Source organism: Pseudomonas sp. KSR10 (genome assembly GCF_022355455.1).
GTDB lineage: Bacteria > Pseudomonadota > Gammaproteobacteria > Pseudomonadales > Pseudomonadaceae > Stutzerimonas > Stutzerimonas stutzeri_E.
Window position 1 is genome coordinate 136,866 of record NZ_JAKOEN010000023.1, and the last position, 24,057, is coordinate 160,922.

20 protein-coding genes are annotated in these 24,057 nt (G+C 61.0%); 11 read left to right on the plus strand and 9 right to left on the minus strand.

What is annotated here, in order from left to right; translation table 11 throughout:
• The first annotated feature begins 38 nt into the window (after positions 1–38).
• Together MCB86_RS20280 and MCB86_RS20285 are read left to right on the plus strand one after the other, a co-directional pair.
• Entirely contained in the window at positions 39–866 is an 828-nt protein-coding gene (locus MCB86_RS20280; RefSeq protein ID WP_239612001.1) for a CoA ester lyase, read from the plus strand.
• 57 nt (positions 867–923) lie between these two features.
• Complete coding sequence (locus MCB86_RS20285) at positions 924–1,913, plus strand: TRAP transporter substrate-binding protein (RefSeq protein ID WP_045161404.1); 990 nt, start codon at positions 924–926, stop codon at positions 1,911–1,913.
• 119 nt (positions 1,914–2,032) lie between these two features.
• Here MCB86_RS20285 and MCB86_RS20290 read toward each other — a convergent pair whose 3' ends face one another.
• Complete coding sequence (locus MCB86_RS20290; protein ID WP_045161405.1) at positions 2,033–2,440, minus strand: PA2817 family protein; 408 nt, start codon at positions 2,438–2,440, stop codon at positions 2,033–2,035.
• A gap of 186 nt (positions 2,441–2,626) precedes the next feature.
• Positions 2,627–5,074: an acyl-CoA dehydrogenase gene (locus MCB86_RS20295; protein WP_239612002.1), complete on the minus strand. Its 2,448-nt coding sequence runs from the start codon at positions 5,072–5,074 to the stop codon at positions 2,627–2,629.
• Between the two features lie 273 nt (positions 5,075–5,347).
• On the opposite strand from MCB86_RS20295, the gene MCB86_RS20300 reads away from it, so the two are divergent.
• The 3 genes from MCB86_RS20300 to queF all read left to right on the plus strand — a co-directional run bounded on the left by MCB86_RS20300 (position 5,348) and on the right by queF (position 8,000).
• Positions 5,348–6,280: an ABC transporter ATP-binding protein gene (locus tag MCB86_RS20300; RefSeq protein ID WP_045161407.1), complete on the plus strand. Its 933-nt coding sequence runs from the start codon at positions 5,348–5,350 to the stop codon at positions 6,278–6,280.
• A complete protein-coding gene (locus MCB86_RS20305) occupies positions 6,277–7,056 on the plus strand; it encodes an ABC transporter permease (RefSeq protein ID WP_045161408.1) in 780 nt (259 codons plus the stop codon). The genes MCB86_RS20300 and MCB86_RS20305 overlap by 4 nt, the downstream gene beginning before the upstream one ends.
• Before the next feature lie 113 nt (positions 7,057–7,169).
• Positions 7,170–8,000, plus strand: a complete 831-nt coding sequence (gene queF, locus MCB86_RS20310; RefSeq protein ID WP_239612003.1) for an NADPH-dependent 7-cyano-7-deazaguanine reductase QueF — start codon at positions 7,170–7,172, stop codon at positions 7,998–8,000.
• Positions 8,001–8,068: 68 nt separating this feature from the next.
• Here the strand turns inward: queF and MCB86_RS20315 are convergent, their stop codons facing one another.
• Positions 8,069–8,335 (minus strand): DUF4404 family protein, encoded by a 267-nt coding sequence (locus MCB86_RS20315; protein WP_045161410.1) that lies wholly within the window; start codon positions 8,333–8,335, stop codon positions 8,069–8,071.
• 257 nt (positions 8,336–8,592) lie between these two features.
• On the opposite strand from MCB86_RS20315, the gene MCB86_RS20320 reads away from it, so the two are divergent.
• Positions 8,593–9,255: a VacJ family lipoprotein gene (locus MCB86_RS20320; protein WP_239612130.1), complete on the plus strand. Its 663-nt coding sequence runs from the start codon at positions 8,593–8,595 to the stop codon at positions 9,253–9,255.
• A 79-nt stretch (positions 9,256–9,334) separates the two neighbouring features.
• On the opposite strand, the gene MCB86_RS20325 is transcribed toward MCB86_RS20320, so the two are convergent.
• Positions 9,335–9,634 carry a PilZ domain-containing protein gene (locus tag MCB86_RS20325; protein WP_239612004.1) on the minus strand — a complete coding sequence of 100 codons (300 nt, stop codon included), beginning with the start codon at positions 9,632–9,634 and terminating at the stop codon, positions 9,335–9,337.
• 204 nt (positions 9,635–9,838) lie between these two features.
• Here MCB86_RS20325 and rssB point away from each other — a divergent pair, with 204 nt between their 5' ends.
• On the plus strand, positions 9,839–11,023 hold the full coding sequence (rssB, locus tag MCB86_RS20330) for a two-component system response regulator RssB (protein ID WP_045161414.1): 1,185 nt from the start codon (positions 9,839–9,841) through the stop codon (positions 11,021–11,023).
• Positions 11,020–11,502, plus strand: coding sequence for an anti-sigma factor antagonist RssC (gene rssC / locus MCB86_RS20335; protein WP_025241276.1), 483 nt, complete (start codon positions 11,020–11,022; stop codon positions 11,500–11,502). Before rssB ends, rssC begins: the two co-directional genes overlap by 4 nt.
• On the opposite strand, the gene tal is transcribed toward rssC, so the two are convergent.
• Complete coding sequence (tal, locus tag MCB86_RS20340) at positions 11,503–12,429, minus strand: transaldolase (RefSeq protein WP_239612005.1); 927 nt, start codon at positions 12,427–12,429, stop codon at positions 11,503–11,505.
• 124 nt (positions 12,430–12,553) lie between these two features.
• On the minus strand, positions 12,554–13,531 hold the full coding sequence (dusA, locus tag MCB86_RS20345) for a tRNA dihydrouridine(20/20a) synthase DusA (RefSeq protein ID WP_196298648.1): 978 nt from the start codon (positions 13,529–13,531) through the stop codon (positions 12,554–12,556).
• Between the two features lie 523 nt (positions 13,532–14,054).
• On the opposite strand from dusA, the gene MCB86_RS20350 reads away from it, so the two are divergent.
• Positions 14,055–16,205: a bifunctional TVP38/TMEM64 family protein/FAD-dependent oxidoreductase gene (locus tag MCB86_RS20350; protein WP_239612006.1), complete on the plus strand. Its 2,151-nt coding sequence runs from the start codon at positions 14,055–14,057 to the stop codon at positions 16,203–16,205.
• A gap of 216 nt (positions 16,206–16,421) precedes the next feature.
• On the opposite strand, the gene MCB86_RS20355 is transcribed toward MCB86_RS20350, so the two are convergent.
• From MCB86_RS20355 to imuA, 3 genes are read right to left on the minus strand one after another with little or no spacing between them, the layout of a single operon-like run.
• Positions 16,422–19,505 (minus strand): error-prone DNA polymerase, encoded by a 3,084-nt coding sequence (locus MCB86_RS20355; RefSeq protein ID WP_239612007.1) that lies wholly within the window; start codon positions 19,503–19,505, stop codon positions 16,422–16,424.
• The gene (locus MCB86_RS20360) at positions 19,502–20,914 is read right to left on the minus strand and encodes a DNA polymerase Y family protein (RefSeq protein ID WP_239612008.1); all 1,413 of its coding nucleotides are present in this window, start codon (positions 20,912–20,914) and stop codon (positions 19,502–19,504) included. Before MCB86_RS20360 ends, MCB86_RS20355 begins: the two co-directional genes overlap by 4 nt.
• A gap of 7 nt (positions 20,915–20,921) precedes the next feature.
• Positions 20,922–21,539, minus strand: coding sequence for a translesion DNA synthesis-associated protein ImuA (gene imuA / locus MCB86_RS20365; protein ID WP_239612009.1), 618 nt, complete (start codon positions 21,537–21,539; stop codon positions 20,922–20,924).
• Between the two features lie 343 nt (positions 21,540–21,882).
• Here imuA and ccoN point away from each other — a divergent pair, with 343 nt between their 5' ends.
• Entirely contained in the window at positions 21,883–23,319 is a 1,437-nt protein-coding gene (ccoN, locus tag MCB86_RS20370) for a cytochrome-c oxidase, cbb3-type subunit I (protein WP_239612010.1), read from the plus strand.
• A 141-nt stretch (positions 23,320–23,460) separates the two neighbouring features.
• Positions 23,461–24,042, plus strand: a complete 582-nt coding sequence (locus MCB86_RS20375) for an alpha/beta hydrolase (RefSeq protein ID WP_045161423.1) — start codon at positions 23,461–23,463, stop codon at positions 24,040–24,042.
• Positions 24,043–24,057 lie beyond the last annotated feature (15 nt).

Genomic DNA, 24,057 nt, shown 5'->3' on the forward strand with positions numbered 1-24,057 from the left:
GTATAGCCGTCAGAACTTTCAGACTACGAGACCTTTCCATGAACCCAGGCATCATCCGTTCCGCATTGTTCGTCCCGGCCACGCGCCCGGATCGAATCCCCAAGGCGCTGGCGACGGGGGCCGATGCGGTGATCGTCGATCTTGAGGACGCCGTCGCTGAAGGTCTGAAGGCTCAGGCGCGGGCCGATCTGGAGGCTTTTCTCGCGACCGATCCGTCTGCGCGGGTGCTGGTCCGCATCAACGCGCCGGGACATGCGCAGCAAGCCGAGGATCTGAAGCTGTGCGCCGCGCACCCAGGTGTTATCGGCATGCTCCTGCCCAAGGTAGAGAGCGCTGATCAGGTCGCGGCGGTTGCGGCCGCTGGTAAGCCGGTCTGGCCGATCGTCGAAAGTGCCCGTGGGCTGGCTGGGCTGGCTGAAATAGCGGCGGCCGCCGGTGTCGAGCGTTTGTCTTTCGGGGCGCTGGATCTGGCGCTGGACCTTGGTCTTGCCAGCGGCACGCCGGCCGCTGAGCGCATCCTCGATCAGGCGCGCTATGCGCTGCTGCTGCATTCACGTCTGGCGAATCTGGCGCCACCGCTGGACAGCGTATTTCCGGATATCAAGAACCTGCACGGCCTCGCCCAGGCTGTCGCCGACGCCCGCGACATGGGCTTCGGCGGGCTGCTGTGCATCCACCCCAGCCAGGTGGCTGTGGTGCACGACACGCTGATGCCCGGCGCCGACGAACTGGCCTGGGCTCAACGCGTCCTCGCGGCCGGTGCGTCCGACGGCGGGGTCTTCGTGGTGGACGGGCAGATGGTCGATGCTCCGGTGGTCGGCCGTGCCCGCTGCCTGCTGCAACGTGCCGGGCGGGCGGTTCCCTGACCGTCGCCATCGCCTGCAAACGTACCAACCGACAAAAACAAAAGGGGTACTCGCAAAATGTTGAAAATCAGTCTCAAGGCGCTCGTATGCGCGCTTTCCGTCTCTTTCGTCGGCCTTGTTCAGGCGGAGCCGATCACCATCAAGTTTTCTCATGTCGTAGCGGACAATACGCCCAAGGGGCAGGGCGCCCTGCTGTTCAAGAAGCTCGCCGAAGAACGCCTGCCGGGCCAGGTCAAGGTCGAGGTCTACCCCAACTCGTCGCTGTTCGGCGACGGCAAGGAGATGGAGGCGTTGCTGCTCGGCGACGTGCACATGCTGGCGCCGTCGCTGGCCAAGTTCGAGCATTACGCCAAGGCAATCCAGATCTTCGATCTGCCGTTCCTGTTCGATGACCTGGCCGCTGCCGACCGCTTCCAGAGCAGTCCGCAGGGCCGGGCGCTGCTGACCGCGATGGAGGACAAGAACATCACGGGCCTGGCCTATTGGCATAACGGAACCAAACAGATGTCGGCGAACAAACCGCTGCGCGAACCGAGCGATGCACGCGGACTCAAATTCCGCGTGCAGGCGTCGCAGGTGCTGGAGGAGCAGTTCAAGGCGGTTCGCGCCAACCCGCGCAAGATGAGCTTCGCTGAGGTGTATCAAGGCTTGCAGACAGGGGTCGTGAATGGCACTGAGAACACCTGGTCGAACTACGAGAGCCAGAAGGTGCATGAAGTACAGAAGTACATCACCGAGTCCGATCACGGCCTGATCGATTACATGGTCATTACCAATACGCAGTTCTGGAAAGGTCTACCGGATGACGTGCGCAGCGAACTGGAGCAGGTCATGGTCGAGGTTACCGCCGAGGTGAATCGTCAGGCGGATGAACTCAACCAGAAGGCCAAACGCACCATTGCCGCATCAGGCAAGAGCGAAATCATCCAACTGACCCCTGAAGAGCGCGGCCAGTGGCGCGAGGCGATGCGACCGGTGTGGAAGAAGTTCGAAAACGAAATCGGTGCCGATTTGATCAAGGCAGCCGAGGCGGCCAACCAGCCGTAAATCGAATCGGAGCCGCATGCTGAGACATGCGGCTCCGATTCGGGTCGACAGATGGCTTGACGTTCGTGCGGTCCGCCCAATGTGCGTCGAGGTCGCGCCGAGCGGCGATGGCGGATAACTCAGTGCCGTGGACTCTCTTCCGGCATGCTCAGCAGCTGTTTTTCCATGTTCCAGTCGAACGGCTCGTCGTTCTGCTCGGCGTCGTAACGGCGCTCTTCCAGCTTCTGGAAGATTTCGATCTCCTCGTCCGGCATGAAGTGCAGGCAATCGCCGCCGAAGTACCACAGCAGATCGCGTGGGACCAGATGGGCGATCTGTGGGTAACGGTGGAACACCTGGCAGATCATGTCCTGGCCCATGTGCCGTTCTTCCGGCACGTTCTGTAGGTTCATGATCAGCTCGTCGAAGCGCTCGAGGAACAGCGCATGGCTTTCTTCCGATACCTGCTCGGTTTCACCCATGGCAAGCAAAATGCCACGCAGATGGGCCAGCAGTGCCAGGTTGTGATCGTGATAGGGGTTGGCCATGGTTCACCTGTGTCGGGTTGGGCGCGGGATTATAAGGCGCCGCGCGAGTTATTGGGGGCCTGTCCAATTGACTCGACAGCATCGGCTGGGTTCGGTGCAGGCGATGGAATGGCTGCCTTGCAAGGTGTCTACGGTGGGGTCCGCTGCGGTGTTACGGGGAGATTAGGCTCCCCGTGCGGTGACGGCTCAGCGGATTTTTCCGGGGCTCGGCTCCAGCTCCTCCTTGGCGAAGTCGTCGACGCTGATGACCTTGCGCCGCGCCGCTTCGGCGCGGGTCAGTAGCTTTGTTTCCTGCTCGTCGAGCACTCCGGCTGCCAGGGCCGCGCTGATCGGGTCTTGTCCGGCGGTGGGCTTGAATTCGCCTTTCTTGAGCGCCGCATGCAGCTTCTTCTGCAGCGGTTGCGCGCTAGCCAGTGTGTCAAAGGCGTCCCGCAGCGCGCCGAGGGCCTGATCGGTGCCTTGCGGGCGGTAGACCCCTTCGAGGATCTGCTCGAGAGCCGGGTCGCCTTCGGGACGTCCGAGGATAGCCGCCACCTCGGCTGCCAGCGCATCGGAAGGGCCTTTGTGCCGCGCGCCGAACGGGAAGATCAGGACCTGCAGCACACCGCCGAGCAAACGGTTGGGGAAGTTGGCCAATGTGCCGGCCAACGCCTGCTCCGCTTTGCACAAGCAATCCTCCAATGCCCAACGCAGCAGCGGTGCTTGCTCGGATGGATGGCCTAGGTCGTGATAGCGCTTGAGCGCGGCGGAGGCCAGATACAGATGGCTGAGCACGTCGCCGAGTCGTGCCGACAGGCGTTCGCGGCGCTTGAGTTCACCGCCCAGGAGCATCATGGAAAGGTCGGCGAGCATGGCGAAAGCGGCTGCAATACGGTCCAGCGCGCGGAAATACGGCCGGGTCAGGTCGGTGCCCGGTGCTTTGCCGAACAGGCCGAAGGTCAGCCCGAGCACCAACGTGCTGGCCGTGTTACTGACAGCGAAGCCGATGTGTTGCATCAGCAGGCTGTCGAATTTCTTCACCGCGGCGTCACGATCGGGTTCGTGAACCAGCTCCATCTCGCGCAGCACGAAGGGATGGCAGCGGATCGCGCCCTGGCCGAAGATCATCAGGTTGCGCGATAGGATGTTCGCGCCTTCGACGGTGATGGAGATCGGTGCCGAAAGCCACAGGCGGCCGAGGTAGTTGCTCGGTCCCATGATGATGCCCTTGCCGCCGTGAATATCCATGGCGTCGGTGACGCACTCGCGGCCACGTTCGGTCAGGTGGTATTTGAGGATGGCCGAGAGCACTGACGGCTTTTCGCCCAGGTCGACCGCATTGGCCGTCAGGATCCGGGCGCTGTCCATCAGCCAGGCGTTGCCGCCAATGCGGGCGAGGGGTTCCTGAATACCTTCGAATGCCGCCAGGGGCACGTTGAACTGCTCGCGAATCTGCGCATAGCGGCCACAGACGTAACTGCACGTCTTGGCGGCACTGGCACCGGTCGCCGGCAGCGAGATGGAACGACCGACGGACAGGCAGTTCATCAGCATCATCCAGCCTTTGCCGATCATGTCGCGTCCACCGATGATGGCTTCCAGCGGTACGAATACGTCCTTGCCCCAGTTCGGCCCGTTCATGAAGGCCGCGCCCAGCGGGAGATGACGGCGGCCGATCTCGACGCCGCCGGTGTCGGTTGGGATCAACGCCAGGCTGATGCCGAGTTCTTCCTCATCGCCGAGTAGATGCTCGGGATCGTAGGTCTTGAAGGCGACGCCCAGCAGCGTCGCGACCGGGCCGAGGGTGATGTAGCGTTTTTCCCAATTCAGGCGCAGGCCGATGACTTCTTCACCTTGCCATAGGCCTTTGCAGATCACGCCGCTGTCGTTCATCGCTCCGGCATCTGAACCGGCATAGGGGCCAGTCAGCGCGAAACAGGGGATGTCCGTGCCGTTGGCCAGGCGCGGCAGGTAATGGTTGCGCTGCTCCTCGGTACCGTAGTGCAGCAGCAGCTCGGCCGGGCCGAGCGAATTGGGCACCATCACGGTACTGGCGAGATCGCCGCTGCGGGTGGCCAGCTTCATCACGACCTGTGAGTGGGCAAAGGCTGAAAAGCCCTTGCCACCGTATTCCTTGGGAATGATCAGGGCGAAGAAGCCTTCGGCCTTGATGTAGTCCCAGGCTTCTTGCGGAAGGTCCAGACGCTGGCCGATGTCCCAGTCATTGACCATGGCGCACAGCGTTTCCGTGGGCCCGTCGATGAAGGCCTGTTCTTCCTCGGTGAGCGTCGCCTTGGGATAGCCGAGCAGGGTGTCCCAGTTGGGCCGACCGCTGAATAGCTCACCGTCCCACCAAACGCTACCGGCGTCGATGGCATCGCGTTCGGTGTCGGAAATCGGCGGTAGGACCTTCTTGAACCAGTCGAACATCGGACCGCTGAAATATTTGATGCGCAGGTCGGTGACCAGCAGCGGCACCGCGACGGCGATCAGCATGAGCCAGAGGATCAACATCAGCCAGGCCGGGGTTTCGTCGGCTGCGCCCATGAGCACCAAATACGCCGCAACGATGGCCAACGCGGGGACGGGTGAGACACGCAGATGGGCGATCACGGCGATGCCGAGCAGTAACACGAGCAACCAGAGCAGGGTCATGTGGTTTCCTTGTTCAGCGAATGGCGTCTTACTTGAGCATAGGCTCTGGATGTAACCCGGAAAAGAGACCGGTTGACGCGATGGGTTTCAGATAATGACCGGAGCGGACAAGGCGAGTTCGGAATGACTGGAGTGGGGCACGGCGATCAGGTTATCAGCCTCTGTGCTGGCGGTGGGTGCTCTCGTTCGTTCTGGTTGGAGTGATCCATCGGTTGCAATTGCGCCGCGGTGCCCTTATCTAATCTGAATCTCTCCGCGTTGTGTGCATTTTTTATGAGTACTGCTCTGTCCATTCGGCAGTTGACCAAGATTTACGGAAATGGCTTCGAGGCCCTCAAGGGTATCGACCTGGATGTGGCTGAAGGCGATTTCTTTGCATTGTTGGGCCCCAATGGCGCCGGAAAGTCCACCACCATCGGCATCCTTTCCACGCTGGTGAACAAGACGGGCGGAACGGTCAACGTGTTTGGCCATGATCTGGATCGCGATCCCTCCGGGCTCAAGCGTTGCCTGGGCGTGGTGCCGCAGGAATTCAATTTCAACCAGTTCGAAAAGGCGTTCGACATCCTCGTCACGCAGGCCGGCTACTACGGCATTCCATCCAAGGTGGCCAAGGAGCGTGCCGAGCAATACCTCAACCAGCTGGGCCTGTGGGACAAGCGCGATGTGTCTTCGCGCATGCTATCCGGTGGTATGAAGCGGCGTTTGATGATCGCCCGTGCGCTGATTCACCGGCCGCGTCTGCTGATCCTCGACGAGCCCACCGCTGGCGTGGATATTGAGTTGCGCCGTTCGATGTGGTCGTTCCTCACCGAGCTCAACCGCGAAGGCATCACCATCATTCTCACCACGCATTATCTGGAAGAGGCCGAGCAGCTGTGCCGCAATATCGGCATCATCGACCACGGCCAGATCGTCAAGAACACCAGCATGCGCGAGCTGCTCAAGCAGCTGCACGTCGAGACCTTCCTGCTGGACCTCAAGGAGTCGCAGCTCGTGCCGCCGGAGCTGGGCCATTACCCGGCGAGGTTGGTCGATCACCATACGCTTGAGGTACAGGTGGATAAAAGCCAAGGCGTCACCGACCTGTTTCGAATGCTCTCGGCCCAGGGCATCGAGGTGCTGAGCTTGCGCAACAAGACCAATCGGCTGGAGGAGTTGTTCGTTTCGATGGTGGAAAACAACCTGCCCAAGGTGGCCAAATGAACGCGGAATTTCGGCCCAATCTGGTTGCTCTGCAAACCATCGTCCATCGCGAGATTCGTCGTTACACGCGCATCTGGCCGCAGACCTTGCTGCCTCCCGCGATCACCATGGTGTTGTACTTCGTCATCTTCGGAAATCTGATCGGCGAACGGATCGGTGAGATGGGCGGTTTCACCTACATGGAATATATCGTGCCGGGGCTGATCATGATGTCGGTGATCACCAATTCCTACAGCAACGTGGTGTCGAGCTTTTTCAGCAGTAAATTCCAACGCTCTATCGAAGAACTGCTGGTTTCGCCGGTGTCGCCGCATGTGATTCTCATCGGTTTTGCGCTGGGCGGGATCACCCGCGGGCTAGCGGTTGCGTTGATCGTCACGTTGCTATCGATGTTCTTCACTGACCTGCAGGTCCATCATCTGGGCGTGACGCTGCTGGTGATCACGCTGACCTCGACGATCTTCGCTCTGGGCGGTTTCATCAACGCGGTGTTTGCTCGCAATTTCGATGACATCTCGATCATTCCGACCTTTGTGCTGACGCCCTTGACCTACCTGGGTGGTGTCTTCTATTCGATCACGCTGCTGTCGCCGTTCTGGCAGACCTTGTCGCTGGCCAACCCCATCCTGCATATGGTCAATGCGTTCCGCTACGGCATTCTCGGGGTATCGGACATCCGCATTGGGATCGCGATCAGCTTTATGGCGGTGGCTGCGGTAGTGATGTACCTGTGGTGCATCCGCTTGCTCAACAGCGGCCGTGGAATGCGTCAATAACTTATGAGGCTGGGCTCCCGCCTGGCCCGTGACGATGCCAGCGGGGGATTGCGCGGTGATAAACGTGGCGGGAACCGATACACTTGCGGTCATTTTTCGTACAGGTTCCTTTCATGCAGCACCCCGCCGAACTCTCGCCGCTGGGCAAGTCCAGCGCTTATGTCGCGACCTACAGCCCGGAGCAGCTATTTCCGATTCCCCGCGCGCCCAAGTGGGCTGAATTGGGGCTGACAGCCGACACCTTGCCCTATCGCGGCGTGGACATCTGGAATTGCTACGAGCTGTCCTGGCTGCTGCCGTCCGGCAAGCCCGTGGTCGCCATCGGTGAGTTCAGCATTCCATCGGACTCGCCGAATATCATCGAATCCAAGTCGTTCAAGCTCTATCTGAATTCACTGAACCAGTCGGTGTTCGACAGCCGAGAGGCCCTTGTGGAGGTCATGACGAGGGATCTGTCGGCCGCGGCCGGCAAGCCGGTCGGCGTGCGCTTGCGGACGTTGGAGGAGGTTGCCCGGGAGGGGATTGCATCGCCGGCGGGGCGCTGCATCGATGAGTTGGATATCGCCATCGAACATTACGACTCGCCACGAGCCGATCTGTTGAGCTGTGACCCGGGCCGCCGGGTCGAGGAGTGCGTCTTCAGCCATTTGTTGAAATCCAACTGCCCTGTTACCGGTCAGCCAGATTGGGGGACGGTGGTCATCCAGTACCGTGGCGCGGCGCTGGATCACGGCAGTTTGCTTGCGTATCTGGTGAGCTTCCGCCAACACGCGGACTTTCATGAACAATGCGTGGAGCGCATCTTCCTCGACTTGCAGCGGTTGCTGACGCCGGAACAGCTGAGCGTCCATGCCCGCTATGTCCGCCGCGGTGGGCTGGATATCAACCCCTACCGCAGCACCGATTTCGACGCGCCGAGCAATGGACGGCTGGTCCGGCAATAACAGGCGAACGCTTGAGCGTGGTTCTCCACGCTCCTCGATGGCTTCGGGGTGGTTGGCTGCGTTTCCGCTCAGATTCCCATATTGGCCAACGTCTGCATGATGTTGCGCAATGTCATGGCGGTATTGGGATGGCTGACCTCGAAACGCTCCACCGCCAGGTTGACGCCATCGACCAGCGAGTCGTTCTGGTCCACCACGCCCTGGTTCGCCAGGCGAAGCTCGATGTCGTGGGCGATCGCCTGTAGCGATGCGCGCTCGTCTTCGGTCAGCGGTGTGTCCTGGGCCAGCTGACTACGCAACTCGGCAAGCTGCGACTGCAGATCATGTTCCGGCATATTGCATCCCTCTGTGGTTTCGGGGCGACGAGTCGCCAGCAATCGATAAATGAAGGGTAAACCAGCGGTTTGGCATTGTCTTTTCTTTGATGACACACAAAGCCGTGAAGTTCGTTGCCGTTCCGCATGTCCGGGCGCTGCCGGAAACGGATGGAAAGGATTTATACTGCTGCGCTTTGACGGGCAGACGCCACCATTCGAATAAGGGGAAGGCCGTGATGCGACTGATCGATAAGGACTGGATCGGATATTTCAGAATGACCCTCGTTGCGGCGCTGACGCTGGTTGGCGCTTCGTCTCTCCAGGCCGCTGAGGAAGATCCCTGGGAGGGCGTCAACCGTGTGGTGTTCAGGTTCAACGACACGCTCGACACCTATACCCTCAAGCCGCTTGCGCAGGGCTACCAGAAGGTCACGCCGAACTTTCTCGAAGACGGTATCGGCAACGTGTTCAGCAACCTTGGCGACGTGGTGGTGCTGACCAACGGTTTGCTGCAAGGCAAAGTCCGTGATGCCGGCATCGACACGAGCCGCATCCTGTTCAATAGCACCTTCGGCGTGCTGGGCTTCTTTGACGTCGCGACCCGCATGGGCCTGCAGAAGAACGACGAGGACTTCGGCCAGACCCTGGGCGCCTGGGGGCTGGGCAGCGGCCCCTACGTCGTGCTGCCACTGCTTGGGCCGAGCACTGTGCGCGACGCGGCGGGGCGTGTACCCGATTCTTTCCTGCAGCCCTATCCCTACATGGATCACATCCCGACCCGCAACGTGACGCGCGCGGTGAACGTGGTTGACCTGCGCGCCGGTCTGCTCTCGGCCGAGAAGATGATTACTGGCGACAAATACGTCTTCGTCCGCAATGCTTATTTGCAGAACCGTGAATTCCGCACAATGGACGGCCAGGTCGAAGACGACTTCTGATCGAGGCGGGCATCCTGGCCCGCTCTGTCAGCCCACGCATTGGGCCGTGGGGCCTGGAAATCATACATTCGTGACCCGCTTAGCTCATCGAAAGGATGGCCAGCCCCAGGCTCTGCCGCCCGTCTTCGTGGGTGTCGACCCGTACCACCTCGGTTTCCGCCTCCAGACCCTTCAGCTCCTTGTGTTCGGAAGGGATATGCACCTGAACCTTATCGCCGATTTGCAGGTGTGTCGCTGCAAGCACCTGCATGCCGGTGCTTGAAAGATCCTGGCCGATCGCGTCGTAGTGCTGCCCGTTATGGGTGAGGGTGATCGCGGTCTCGATCTGCATGCGGATGAAATCGCGTTTTTCGCTGTAGTCCCGATCACTCTGGGTCATTGTTTCGTCCTCTGAGTTCTGCTTGCGCTCGTTCTTATAACGCCCGCCAATTCGGCCTGTAAAGCACAGACGGAGCGGCGGTGCTCGGCTTGAAACGCAGTTCGTATGGGAGTACCGTCTGCGCCTTGAAAAGATCCCTTGCCCAGCGCCCGCGCGGGGCCGATGCTTTCGCCAATCATCCTGGCGATACCGCCTGGTAGGAACATGCACAACCCAAGCGCGACCCTGCTGATCATAGATGACGACGATGTGGTACGAGCCAGTTTGGCCGCCTATCTGGATGACAGTGGTTTCAAGGTCCTGCAGGCGCCCAATGGGCGGCGGGGCATGGAGCTGTTTGACGCCGAGCGTCCTGACTTGGTGATCTGCGATCTGCGTATGCCGCAGATGGATGGCCTGGAGCTGATCCGGCTGATCAGCGAGCGTCAGGTCGACCTTCCGGTTATCGTCGTGTCCGGCGCCGGTGTGATGAGCGATGCGGTGGAAGCCCTGCGTCTGGGTGCGGCCGATTACCTGATCAAGCCTCTCGAAGACCTGGCGATGCTGGAACATTCGGTTCGCCGGGCGCTCGATCGCTCACGCTTGCGCCTGGAGAACCGACGCTATCGTGAGCAGCTGGAAACGGCCAATCGCGATCTGCAGGCCAGCTTGCACCTGTTACAGGAAGATCAGGATGCTGGTCGCCAGGTACAGATGAACATGCTGCCGGTGACGCCGTGCAGCCTCGACGATTTCAACTTCGCCCATCAGATCATTCCGTCGCTTTACCTTTCCGGTGATTTCGTCGACTACTTTCGCGTCGACGAGCACCGCATCGGCTTCTATCTGGCCGACGTTTCTGGCCATGGAGCCTCTTCGGCATTCGTCACGGTCCTGCTGAAGTTCATGACCACGCGCTTGCTGTACGAGTCTCGGCGGGGCGGAACTCTGCGTGCGTTCAAGCCGTCCGAGGTGCTCGATCACATCAACCGTGGGCTGATCAACTGCAAGCTTGGCAAGCACGTGACGATGCTGGGTGGAGTGATCGACCAAGAGCGCAACGTGTTGCATTACAGCATCGGTGGGCACCTTCCGATGCCGGTGCTCTACACCGGCGAAAAGGCTAAATATCTCGAAGGGCGGGGCTTGCCGGTTGGCCTGTTCGTCGAGGCGACCTACGATAATTATGAAATCGAACTCCCGGAGTCGTTCAGCCTGACGCTGCTTTCCGATGGCATCCTGGACCTTTTGCCGGGCGACGCCCTCAAAGATAAGGAAGCAGGATTGCCCGGCCTGATTTGCGAAGCAGGCGGTACGCTGGAAGGACTTCAGCGAGTATTTGGCTTGGCCGATCTAGAGGATATGCCTGATGACATCGCGTTGCTGGTATTGAGCAGGAACCTTGCATGAGCACTGGTAAAATCCAGTTCGCTGAGCAGGACGGTACGTTCGTTCTCAAGTTCGTCGGCGAAATCCGCCTGACACTCTGCTCGGCGTTGGATGCAACGATCGAGAAGATTTTTTCGTCGCTGGATTTCTCATCGATTGTTATCGATCTCACCGAGAGCCGTAGCATCGACAGCACGACGCTTGGACTGCTGGCCAAACTCTCGATTCTCTCGCGACAGAAGGTCGGCATGTTGCCGACGCTGGTAACCACGCACGCCGACATCACCCGTCTGTTGCAGTCGATGGGCTTCGATCAGGTATTCAATATCGTCGACCAGCCGCTGCCATCGCCTGAACAGCTCGCTGATCTGCCGAGCCAGGACCAGTCGGAAGAAGTGGTGAAGAACAAGGTACTTGAGGCTCACCGCATCCTGATGAGCCTCAATGAATCCAATCGCGAGGCGTTTCGCGACCTCGTGACGGCGCTGGAACGCTCCTGATCAGCGCTTTGCCTTCAGCAGCGCCTCGAGCTTCTCCTGATCGCGCGCGAACTGGCGAATACCCTCGGCCAGTTTCTCTGTCGCCATCGGATCCTCATTCAATCCCCAGCGGAAGCCGTTTTCATCCAATGCGATGCGCGGCTCCGATGCGCGACCCGGCGAGAGCTTGCGCTCCAGCGGCCCTTCGTCCTGAGCCAGCTGGCTGAGCAGTTCGGGGCTGATCGTCAGGCGGTCGCAGCCCGCCAAGGCTTCGATTTGACCGGTATTACGGAAGCTCGCCCCCATCACCACGGTCTTGTAGCCGTGCGCCTTGTAATAGTCGTAGATACGGCTGACTGACTGCACGCCTGGGTCTTCATTGCCTGTGTAGTCTCGACCTTCGTTCTTCTTGTACCAGTCGTAGATGCGACCCACGAACGGCGAGATGAGAAACACACCAGCTTCGGCGCAGGCCACGGCCTGGGTAAAGCAGAACAGCAGGGTCAGATTGGTCTGGATGCCGGACTTTTCCAGGTGCTCGGCGGCACGGATACCTTCCCAGGTAGAGGCCAGCTTGATCAGTACGCGATCACGGGATACGCCGGCCTGCTCATACAGACCGATCAGGCGCTCGCCGCGCTGGACCATCGCTTCGGTATCGAAGGAAAGCCGTGCATCGACCTCGGTGGAAATGCGCCCGGGAATCAGCTTGAGCACTTCCTGGCCGACCGCAACGGCAAACAGGTCGCAGCCCAGACCGATATCGCCAGCGCAGCGCGACATTGCTGAGTGCAGATGTTCGGCGTAGCGGGGCAGGGCAGCGGCCTTGAGCAGCAGCGATGGGTTGGTGGTGGCGTCTACCGGTTGCAGACGGGCAATGGCATCGAGATCGCCAGTGTCGGCGACAACGGTGGTGAACTGCTTGAGGTGTTCCAGCTTGGATGTCATGGGGGCGCTCTATCCTCTGAGTTGGCATGACCTTAACCCGAGGCCACCGAGCCGCTCAATAAGCGGATGGTTCGGGCGGACTGCACTTGGATTGAAAATGTACCCGGGTGTTCCTTGAATATTATCAGTGGCCTTCGAGCAGGCTGGTCGCCTGATCCAGCAGGGCCAAAGGCTCTTTGGCTTTGTGGATATCGACTGAGAGCAGTTGGCGAAAACGCCGTGCGCCGGGGAAGCCTTGGCCGAGGCCCAATACATGACGAGTGATGTGATGCATCGAACCGCCAGCATCTAGATGCCGCTGAATATAGGGTCGCATCCGCCGCAGCGCATCGGCGCGGCTGATGACAGGTTCCTGGCTGTTGAATAACCGGGCGTCCACCTGCGCCAGCAGATAGGGGTTGTGATATGCCTCGCGGCCGAGCATCACGCCATCGAAGCGTTGCAGATGCGCTTCGCATTCATCCAGTGTTTTGATCCCGCCGTTGAGGATGATTTCCAGATCCGGGAAATCCTCTTTGAGCTGGCCCGCGACGTCATAACGCAGGGGCGGGACTTCGCGATTTTCCTTTGGCGACAGCCCTTCGAGAATGGCAATTCGCGCATGCACGGTAAAGCTGCGGCAGCCAGCCTCGCGTACCTGACCAACGAAATCGCAGAGCTCGGCATAGCTGTCGCGTCCGTTGATGCCGATTCGGTGCTTGACCGTTACCTCGATCCCGACGGCATCTCGCATCGCCTTTACGCAGTCGGCGACCAATGCCGGATGCCCCATGAGGCAGGCACCGATCAGATTGTTTTGCACGCGGTCACTGGGGCAGCCGACGTTGAGGTTCACTTCGTCGTAATTCGCCGCTTCGGCCATTTTCGCGCAGGCCGCCAGTTCCGCCGGTACACTCCCGCCGAGCTGTAGCGCGAGGGGGTACTCCACCTCGTCGTGACGCAGAAAGCGCTCGGCATCGCCATTGATCAGCGCGCCGGTGGTAACCATTTCGGTGTAGAGCAGGGCATTGCGGGAAAGCTGCCTCAGAAAATACCGGCAATGTCTGTCTGTCCAATCCATCATCGGTGCCACGGAGAAGCGACGGGACGGTGAGGGGCGCATGATTGCCAGGTTTGGTGCAGATGTCAGCAGCATAGTCGATGTCTTTAGTCGGCCTGTCGGCCTGTTTCGCCCGTTGTTGCCTCTCGTGCACTGTGGTGCGGCTGTGTCGCAACGGAGCTGTGATGGGGACCCATGACGGCACGGCCGCTTAAAGGCGGCGGTATCGGATACATCGCGCCGATCAGGTCAAGCGCGAGGGTCGGCTAGTTTATCAAGAAAGTCTCATTGCATTGGCAGACGTCGCTCTGGCCGCCAACGACCAGACGGCCGGCAATGCGGCATCGGGATCTCGCAGCGCATTTGATCAAGGCATGCAACTCCGGCTGGCACTGTCTCGCCAGGACCGCATCGTCTGTTAGGCCGTTGTGCTCGCATGCTGACCCCTATCGGAACGTCTAGGCGCGTCAAAGCTCCAATGCGTGAGCCATGAGAGCGCTTCATCGATGCATTTCTTCAGCAGTACCGCCAGTCTCCATTACGCCCTGTCTCAATTCGCGTCTGCTCCGTCGAGGGCCGGGCGCGGATGAAAGTCAGTCGACTCATAATCCTGGCCATGCTCATCGCGGCGGTGGCGTGCTTTTTCATCTTCGATCTCGGCGAATACCTCACCCTCGAATCGATCAAATCGCACAGCGGTGCATTGCATGGGCAGGTGCAGGCCCATCCGTGGTGGGCCCGTGGGACGTTCTTCGCTGTCTACGTCGCGCTGACTGCACTGTCGTTTCCAGGCACGGTAGTGCTGACGTTGCTCGCCGGTGCCCTGTTCGGGCTGTTGGAAGGCACGCTGCTGGTGTCCTTCGCGTCGAATGTCGGTGCGGTAATGGCGATGCTGATCAGCCGCTTCATGCTGCGCGACTGGATACAGAAACGCTTCGGCTCGCAGATCACTGGAATCAACAAGGGGCTGGCGCGTGAGGGCACCTTCTATCTGGTCTCGCTGCGGCTGATTCCCCTGGTGCCTTTTGTGCTGTTGAACCCGGCGCTAGGCCTGACCCGGGTAAGCATCTGGACGTTCTGGTGGACCACCCAGCTGGGTATGTTGCCGGGCAATGCCATCTACGTGAACGCCGGGCAGCAGTTGGTCCGGCTGCAATCGCTGTCCGGCATTCTGTCGCCGAGCATGATCGGTACGCTCGTGCTGCTGGCTGTGTTTCCGTTGCTGGCCACTCGGCTGCTGACGCTGTACAAGGCGCGCCAGGCGTACCGCGGCTGGCACAAGCCGAAATGCTTCGAGCGCAATCTGGTCGTGATCGGTGGCGGTACCGGCGGGCTGGCGACGGCGCGGATCGCCGCTTCCATGAAAGCGCGAGTGAGTCTGTTCGAGCGGCAGCGTCTGGGTGGCGTGGCGGTGCACGAAGGCAGCGTGCCGGCCAGGGCGTTGAGTCGCTCGGCAAATCTCACCCACGCGCTACGCCAAGGTCAGCGGCAGGAGAGCGGACAACGAGTCGAGGCGGCGGATTTCGCTGAGGTAATGGGTCGGGTGAGGCGGCTCGCCGATAAGGCGATGGGATGCCCTTCGGCCGAACATTACACTCGCCTGGGAGTGGAAGTTGTCATGGCCGAGGCCAGGTTGAGCTCGCCATGGGCGGTCGACGTGGAAGGCCGCACCCTGACCAGCCGCGCCATTGTCATCGCCACCGGCAGCCGGCCGTGGATCCCGCCGATTCCCGGCCTTGACGCGGTGGAGCCGCTGACCTGCGATACTCTCTGGAGTCTGCACGAGCGCCCCGAGAGGCTGCTGATACTGGGCAACGGGGCTGGCGCCTGCGAGTTCGCCCAGGCTTTCCAGCGGCTAGGTTGCCAGGTCACTTTGGCCAGCGAGCGCGAGGCTTTGCTCGAGCAGGAAGATGCGGAAGCGGCACAGGCCGTGACCGCCGCATTGAATGCCGATGGTGTCGAATTGCGGCTCGGCTTGTCGCCGCTGCGCGTCGAGGTGGTCGAGGGCGAGCGCCGCCTGATCTGCGGTGCGAGAGACGAGGGCGAGCTGGCGCTGCCGTTCGATCGCGTGTTGCTGGCGCTGGGGCAAAGCGCCGATGTCGAGGGGCTAGGGCTGGACGCGTTGGGTCTGCGCTGCGGAGATGATGGCAGTCTCGAGGTCGATGAATACCTGGCGACCCGCTATCCGAACATCTATGCGGTAGGCAGCGTTGCTGGGCCGTATGGCGCGCCTCATGTGGCTGAGCATCAGGCCTGGTACGCCGCGGTCAATGCTTTGTTCGGCGGACTCAGGCGGTTCGCGGTTAGCGAGCGGGTCATACCGCATGCTGTCTTCACCGCCCCTGAGATTGCGTCGGTGGGGCTGACCGAGGCCGAGGCCCGAACGCTTGGGATAGAGTTCGACGTGATCCGGCTGAACCTGGGATCGCTGGCTGGTGCAGTCGCCGAAGGCACCGGTGAAGGCTTCGTCAAGGTGCTCACCGAACCGGGCGAGGATCGCATCCTTGGGGTCACCATCGTTGGCGAGCAGGCCAGCGAGACTCTGGCCGGATTCGTCGTGGCGATGAAGCACAAGCTCGGGCTGAACAAGCTTGCCGAGACCGTACAGCTCGGGGCCACGTTGGGTGAGGCCAGCCGGGTAGTGGCCGAAGCCTGGCGGCAGCAGCGCCGGCCAGCACGTACACTCGGCTGGGCCGAGCGTTTTAATCGATGGCGACTCGGAGGCAGTCGGCGTTGAACGGCGCCAGCTTAATGAGAACACCAGATCTGTCGTTTGCTCAGGGGCTCATGGGCTGAGCCGTGAATCACTTCGCCGTCGAGTTGGAAATCGAGCCATGGCAGGGGGACAGTCCCAGGTGCGGTCGGCATTGTTCCAGGTCACGGTACAGCCCATGTGCGTGCAGGCCGCGGATACGCCGTGCAGCCTTATCGGCGGGTGTCGAGAAACGTCGGATTATTGGAAATCCCGACTGCGTACATCCAGGCCGGTCAGCAGTGGCGTGAGGTCGCTCAGGCGCCCAGCGATGACGTGGCGTACGCCGCTCGCCGACTCCAGATGACCGTCGATTCGCAGCAGCTGCGAATGGATCAGGGCTCGCCGTTGGCGCTCGGCCAGATCGTGCCAAACCACCACGTTGATCATGCCGAACTCGTCTTCCAGGGTGACGAAGATCACGCCGCTGGCGGTTTGCGGACGTTGACGGCCTATCACCAGACCGGCCACGCTGACCAAACGGCCATGCTCAATGTCTGCCAGCTCGCGTGAACTGCGACAGCGCCGGCTTCGGAGCTGTTCGCGTAGCAAGGCCAGCGGGTGCGGGCCGAGCGTGGTGCCGAGGGTGGCGTAGTCGGTCAGCAGGTCCTCGCCGACCGTAGGCAATGGGAGGGGGATCGGCGCTTCCTGTTGCGCGCACTGGCCAGCGAACAGTGGCAGCTGTGTCTCGACCCCGGCTACTGCCCAGCGTGCCCGGTGGCGATGTCCAGCGAGGCCGCGCAGGGCGCCGGCATCGGCCAGTCGTTCGCGGGCGCGGGCATCCAGCTCGGCGCGCAGACACAGGTCATCGACATCGGCGAATGGTTCAACCTGTCGTGCTGCCTCGATACGCCGCGCATCCGCTTCACGAAAGCCGCGCACCAGTCGCAGGCCCAGGCGGATCGCCGGTTGCTCGTTGGCAGTCGGTTCGAGGCTGCAATCCCAGCCACTGTGCTGGACGTCAACCGGGAAAATTTCCAGGCCGTGACGGCGGGCGTCCTGCAGTATCTGGTCGGGATTGTAGAAGCCCATCGGCCAACTATTGATCAAGGCGCAGGCGTAGGCGGCCGGTTCGTGGCATTTGAGCCAACAGCTAGCGTAGGTGAGCAGGGCGAAGCTAGCGGCATGGGATTCGGGAAAGCCATAGCTGCCGAACCCTTTGATCTGTTCGAAGATGCGTGCGATGAAGTCCGCCTCGTAGCCCTTGGCGAGCATGCGTTCGGTCAGTCGCTGGCGATGGGGCTCCAGGCCGCCATGACGCTTCCAGGCGGCCATGGATCGGCGCAACTCGTCGGCTTCGCCGGGCGTATATTCGGCGGCAACGATTGCCAGCTCCATCACCTGTTCCTGGAACAGCGGCACACCGAGTGTGCGCTCGAAGACCGGTTTCAATTCATCGGAAGGGTATTTCACCTCTTCTTCATCATTACGTCGACGCAGGTAGGGATGAACCATATCGCCCTGAATCGGCCCTGGGCGCACAATGGCGACCTGGATTACCAGATCGTAGAACTCCCTGGGGCGCAGGCGCGGAAGCATGGCCATCTGGGCCCGTGATTCGATCTGGAACACGCCGACAGTATCGGCACGGCTAATCATGTCGTAGGTCGCACGGTCTTCCTGCGGCAGGCTGGCAATCGTCCAGCACGTGCCGCGATAGCGTTCGATCAGATTGAAACAGCGGCGCAGCGCACTGAGCATGCCGAGGGCGAGGACATCGACCTTGAGCAGACCTACGGCATCCAGATCGTCTTTGTCCCACTGAATCACGGTGCGCTCGGCCATGCTGGCATTTTCCACCGGCACCAAGGTTTCCAGCGCGTGCTCGGAAATGACGAACCCTCCCGGGTGCTGTGAAAGGTGGCGGGGGAAACCGATCAATTCGCCAGTCAGCACCAATACCCGGTGCAGCACCGGACTGCGCGGGTCGAAGCCTGCTTCACGCAAACGCGCGTCGTCAGGAATCCGGTCGCTCCAGCGTCCGCAGCAATCGGCCAGCGCGTTGATCTGATCCGGCGGCAGGCAGAGCGCCTTGGCAACGTCGCGCAAGGCGCCGGTGGCGTGGTAGGTGCTGACGACGGCGGTGAGCGCGGCCCGCTCACGGCCATAGCGGCGAAATACATACTGAATGACTTCCTCGCGGCGTTCGTGCTCGAAATCGACGTCGATGTCCGGTGGCTCCTTGCGCTCACGAGATAGGAAGCGTTCAAACAGTAGCCGGCTGCCTGCGCGTGCGGGGTCGAGTTCGGTGATGCCCAACGCGAAGCACACAGTGGAATTGGCTGCCGAGCCACGGCCTTGGCAGAGGATTCCTTGTTTACGGGCCCACCGGACGAGGTCATGCACGGTTAAGAAGTAATTTTCGTACTTCAGTTCGGCGATCAGTTTCAGCTCATGCTCGATTTGCGCACGGTTCTTCGGCGTTACGCCATCTGGCCAGCGCCAGCGCGCGCCATCTTCGACCAGTTTGCGCAGCCAGGAAGTAGCGTTATGGCTCGCAGGCACCAGCTCATGTGGGTATCGGTATTCCAATTGGCTGAGATCGAACTGACAGCGCTCAGCGATGCGCAACGTTTCTGTGAGCAGCTCTGGCGGATACAGCTCAAGCAGTTCCTCGTATCGGCGTAGATGGCGTTCGCCGTTAGGGAACAAGTAGCGGCCGGCCTCAACTACCGGCAAGTGATGACGGATCGCGGTCATGCAGTCCTGCAGCGCACGGCGTCCTCGGGCATGCATATGCACGTCGCCGCAGGCTACCGCAGGCAGGTTCAGGCGGGTGGCCAGTGCCTTCCATTGGCGCAGGCGTAGCATGTCGTCTGGCCCACGGTGCAGTCCGATGCCCAGCCAGAGGCGCTCCGGAAATCGTTCGCGTAGCCAGCGGCCCTCGAGATCAGCCTCGGGTTGACCGGCAATCCAGATGGCCAGTAGTCCATCCAGTGGCTCGCTCAGGTCTTCGGCTAGAAGCCGGTAGCGACCTTTTTCGGCGCGACGGCGGGCGCGGGTGATCAAGCGGCACAAGGCCTGATAACCGGTGATGTTTTCTACCAGCAAAACCAGCTTGGGCCCGTCTTCGATCTGAATCTCACTGCCTATGATCAATGGCAGGCCGATATCCTTCGAAGCCTGCCAGGCCCGTACGATGCCGGCCAGGGTGCATTCGTCGGTGATGGCCAACGCTCGATAGCCGAGGCGGGCGGCGCGCTCGAAGAGTTCGCGGGCACTGGAGGCACCTCGCTGGAAGCTGAAGTTGGATAGGCAATGCAGCTCGGCGTAAGCGGTCATCATGCGAACCAGCCGTGCAACAGCAACGGCCCTCCATCCGTTGAGCGGAAGGCCCAGCCGCGCTGGCCGGTGCGGGTTTCCACCAGGTAATAGTCGCGGCGCACATCGCCACCATCCCACCAGCCCGACTCGATGCGTTCGGGGCCGGCGAGAAGACGCAGGGATGCCTCATACAATGGCTTCGGTTCGGCCAATAGCCAGCTGGGGCGCGGGCCGATGTCTGATGGCAACTCATTCCGAGTGGTGTGTTGCGGTTGCCAGGCGCATTCGGGGCGATGGTCGGCACGCGTGCAGAGCCCTTGCACGGCGTCGTCTCCCAGGCGGGCCCGCAGGCGCTCGCGTAGCTGCTCCCAAGGCAGCGACTGCTGCGGTCGTTCTTCGAATAACTGGCGGTGCTCAGGGACGAACGCTGGCAATTCATGTGCGACCAGGCGTATCGCCAACGTCGGCGCCGGCAGTTGCATATGTTCCAGCCGACCACGCGTCAACTCGAAAAGCATGGCCGGATCGCGCTCGGCACTGAGCAGGCCAACCGGTATCTGGCTATCGGTCAGACTGCGGTGCTCCAGATGCAGGGTGAAGCGTTGCACTCCACTGTCGCGACCGGCTAGGTAGGCGGCAAGATCGGCGGTCAGGCGACGCAGCGGGAATAGCAATGCCTGGTGGGACTCGACTTCGAAGTTCAACTCGATCCGGACATCGAAGCGGTCTGGCGGCCGGTAGAAGTCCAGCGCCAAGGGACGATGATCGAGCAGGGTATCGAGGTGCTTCAGTACTTCTGCCGGAAAGCGTCGCGCCAGACCCGCTCGTGGTAGCGCGAGCACCTGCCTCAGAGTCCGCAGGCCCATGCGCGCAAAGGCGGTCGTCACTTCGCGCGGCAGACCGATACGCTCGACCGGCAATGGGGCCAGCACGCTCTGCAGCGTCTCGGTATCCGTCACGGCCAGGCCATCATGTGCGTTGGCCAGTACCCGCGCAGCGGCGGGGTTCGGTGCCAGCGTAATACGGTGCTGAAAGCCCAAGGCATGCAGTTCCTCGCGCAGGCGCGCTTCCAGACGCGGCCAGGGACCGAACAAAGCAAGGCTGGAATGCACTTCCAGGAGCAGACAGCGCGGATAATGCAGGCTCACCTGGGAGCTGAAGCCGTAGGCCCAGGCAGCGAGGAATTGCTGCCAGCGCTCGATCGAAGCCAGGTCATATTCAGCCGTGGTGAAGTCGCGGGTCAGCGCCTGGGCGGCAATCAGCGATTGACCCGGTTTGAGGCCGAGCGACCGCGCCATCGGATTGACTGCCTGCAGCACTCGACGCTGCGGCGTTCCGCTCAACAGGGCCAGCGGTGCGTCGGCATCGCTACGGTTGCGTAGCACGCCATCCATGGCCAGTTGCGGCAACAATATGCAGGCCCAGAGCATGACCATTTCAATGCCACGCTGTGGCAGGAATCGGGCGTGCCGGAGCCAGACCGCCACGGCACTTGAGTATCCGTAACTGCGCTGGCTGAGCCTCGACCGCCAAGCGCAGTGCCGCTGGCGAGGGGTTGATCGCCTCGCGCAGTGGACGGTAGGCGAAAGCCAGTGTCTGACCGGTCTCGGCGGCCACCTGCAGGCGACGCAGGGCGCGGTCTTCGGCCTGTTGCGGCCAACACAATACTGCGCCGCAGCTACCCGAACGCAGGCATTGCTCGGTAGCCCATAAGGCGTCACGGCCTTGAGTATTGACGATCGTCAGCTGGCGCAGGTCGACACCGGCTGCCATCCAGGCCTGGGGATAGGGCACATATGGGGGCGCCACCAGCACCACGCGTTCACCGGCCATGGTCAATCGCGCCAGGGTCGGCCAGAGCAGGCGCAATTCGCCGATACCGCTCGTGGCAATCAACAGCTCGCTCAGTGCCGATTCCGGCCAGCCGCCGCCGGGCAGGGCGGCATCCAGCGCGGCATGTCCGGTCGGCTGACTGCTGGTCGAGACGAAGCTGGACTGGCCGCGCCATAGGCGGCGCGCATCGAGCAGATGATTGAGGGCAACCACAGATGCCATGACGATGGGATCTTCCAAATACTGTATATGGATACAGTATTTGGGTTCGCCAAATGCCGGTCAAGTTGCGGGCGATGAAAAGCGCAGCGCCAGGCATCGGCGTCTGTTGTCAGTGTCGAGGTTGCATCAATGGCCAGAGAAACGACGTGGATCGCGCAAGACGAATGCGCGGCTTGGTGTGCGCGACACGTGCTTCTATTTGTATAAATATAAATGCACTTAACGATGATGAATATTCGTTATAAGTATTTAAATCGATGCGACACACTGTTTGTCGCTCGCTCTGGCCGGCGACGCCCGCCGCTGATGGACGAGCTTTATTCATCTGTCTCCAGGAAATGTCATGGCTGATGCTGCAGTGCTCGATACACCCGATTACAACTACGAAGTCGTCCGTCGCTTCACCTTGATGACCCTGTTCTGGGGTGTGGTTGGAATGGGGATGGGTGCGTTCATCGCCGCCCAATTGGTCTGGCCAGAACTCAATTTCGGGTTGCCTTGGACCACTTTCGGGCGCCTGCGCCCGGTGCACACCAATCTAGTGATCTTCGCGTTCGGCGGCGGCGCGCTGTTCGCGACCTCCTTCTATGTGGTGCAGCGGACCTGCAAGGTGCGACTGATCTCCGACGGGCTGGCCAACTTCGTGTTCTGGGGGTGGCAGGCGGCGATCATGGCAATGCTGGTCAGCTATCCGTTGGGTATTACCTCTTCGAAGGAATACGCTGAGATGGAATGGCCGATTGCGATCTGGGTGACGCTGGTCTGGGTGGCCTATGCCTATCTGTTCATCGGCACGATCGCGCGGCGGCGAACCCAGCACATCTATGTTGCCAATTGGTTCTATGGCGCCTTCATCGTCGTGACGGCGATGGTCCATGTGATCAACCACATTGCCATCCCGGTGACCCTGTTCAAATCCTACTCGGCCTACTCCGGTGCCACGGATGCCATGATCCAGTGGTGGTACGGGCATAGCGTGGTGGGCTTCATCCTCTCGGTGGGCTTTCTCGGGATGATGTACTACTTCGTGCCGAAGCAGGCCGAGCGGCCGGTGTATTCCTATCGGCTGTCCATCGTGCATTTCTGGGCGATCATCAGCCTGTACATCTGGGCCGGCCCGCACCATCTGCACTACACTGCATTGCCGGATTGGGCGCAGAGCCTCGGTATGGCGATGTCGGTGGTGCTGCTGGCGCCCAGCTGGGGCGGCATGATCAACGGCATGATGACGCTCTCCGGTGCCTGGCATAAATTGCGCACTGATCCGATCCTGCGCTTTCTGGTGGTTTCCCTGGCGTTCTACGGCATGTCGACCTTCGAGGGGCCGATGATGGCCATCAAGACGGTCAACGCATTGTCGCACTATACGGACTGGACCATCGGCCACGTGCATGCCGGTGCGCTGGGCTGGGTCGCGATGATCTCCATCGGCACGCTCTACCACATGATTCCAAAACTCTGGGGCCGCGAGCAGATGCACAGCGTCGGGCTGATCAATGCGCACTTCTGGCTGGCCACCATCGGCACCGTGCTCTACATCGCCTCGATGTGGGTCAATGGCATCACTCAGGGTCTGATGTGGCGTGCGATCAATGAAGACGGCACGCTGACGTATTCCTTCGTCGAGGCGCTGGAGGCCAGCCATCCCGGCTATGTGGTGCGACTGATTGGCGGCGGCACCTTCGTTCTGGGCATGCTGCTGATGGCCTATAACGCCTGGCGCACCGTGCGCGTAGCGGACCGGCGTGCAGTCGAGGTAACTGTCATGCAGGTCGTCTAATGGGCAGCTTCTTCTGTTGATCGATCATTGATGTTGCTTGAGAAGAAATTTAATTAGGTTATAAATAAATAATTTCTTATTCTTTTATGTGAGCTGCGCGAGTGGCTAGACTGGCTTCCATCATTTCGGAGGCACACCTCGATGCGCAGCGAATCGATCCGTTATCTGATAGTGCCGGGCTGGAAAGGCTCGCCTGCCGCTCACTGGCAAAGCCATTGGCAACGCAGCCTTCCAAACAGCGCCAGGGTGGAGCAGTCCGATTGGCTACACCCTCGCCGCGAAGACTGGATCGCCGAGCTGGATCGCAGCGTGGCAATGAGCACGCAGCCGATCATCCTCATCGCGCATAGTCTGGGTTGCGTTACCGTCGCCCACTGGGCCGCACAAGCTTCGATGGATACATTGCAGCGGGTTCGTGGCGCGTTGCTGGTCGCGCCAGCGGATGTGCAGCGTGAGGGATGCCCCGACGCCCTGCGCGATTTCGCGCCGATTTCCCGTCAAGCATTGCCATTTCCCAGCCTGCTGGTCGGCTCCGACAGCGATGCCGCAGCGACAGCCGACCGAGCCATCGAGCTGGGCCAGAATTGGGCAAGTGATACCGTCATTCTCCGTGGCGTCGGGCACATCAATACGCAATCGGGCCATACCCATTGGACGTCGGGTTTCGCCTACCTGTACCGCCTGCAAAATCGAATCGCTCAGCAGGCCCGCAAAACGGCCTGACGCTGGTAGCAGGAA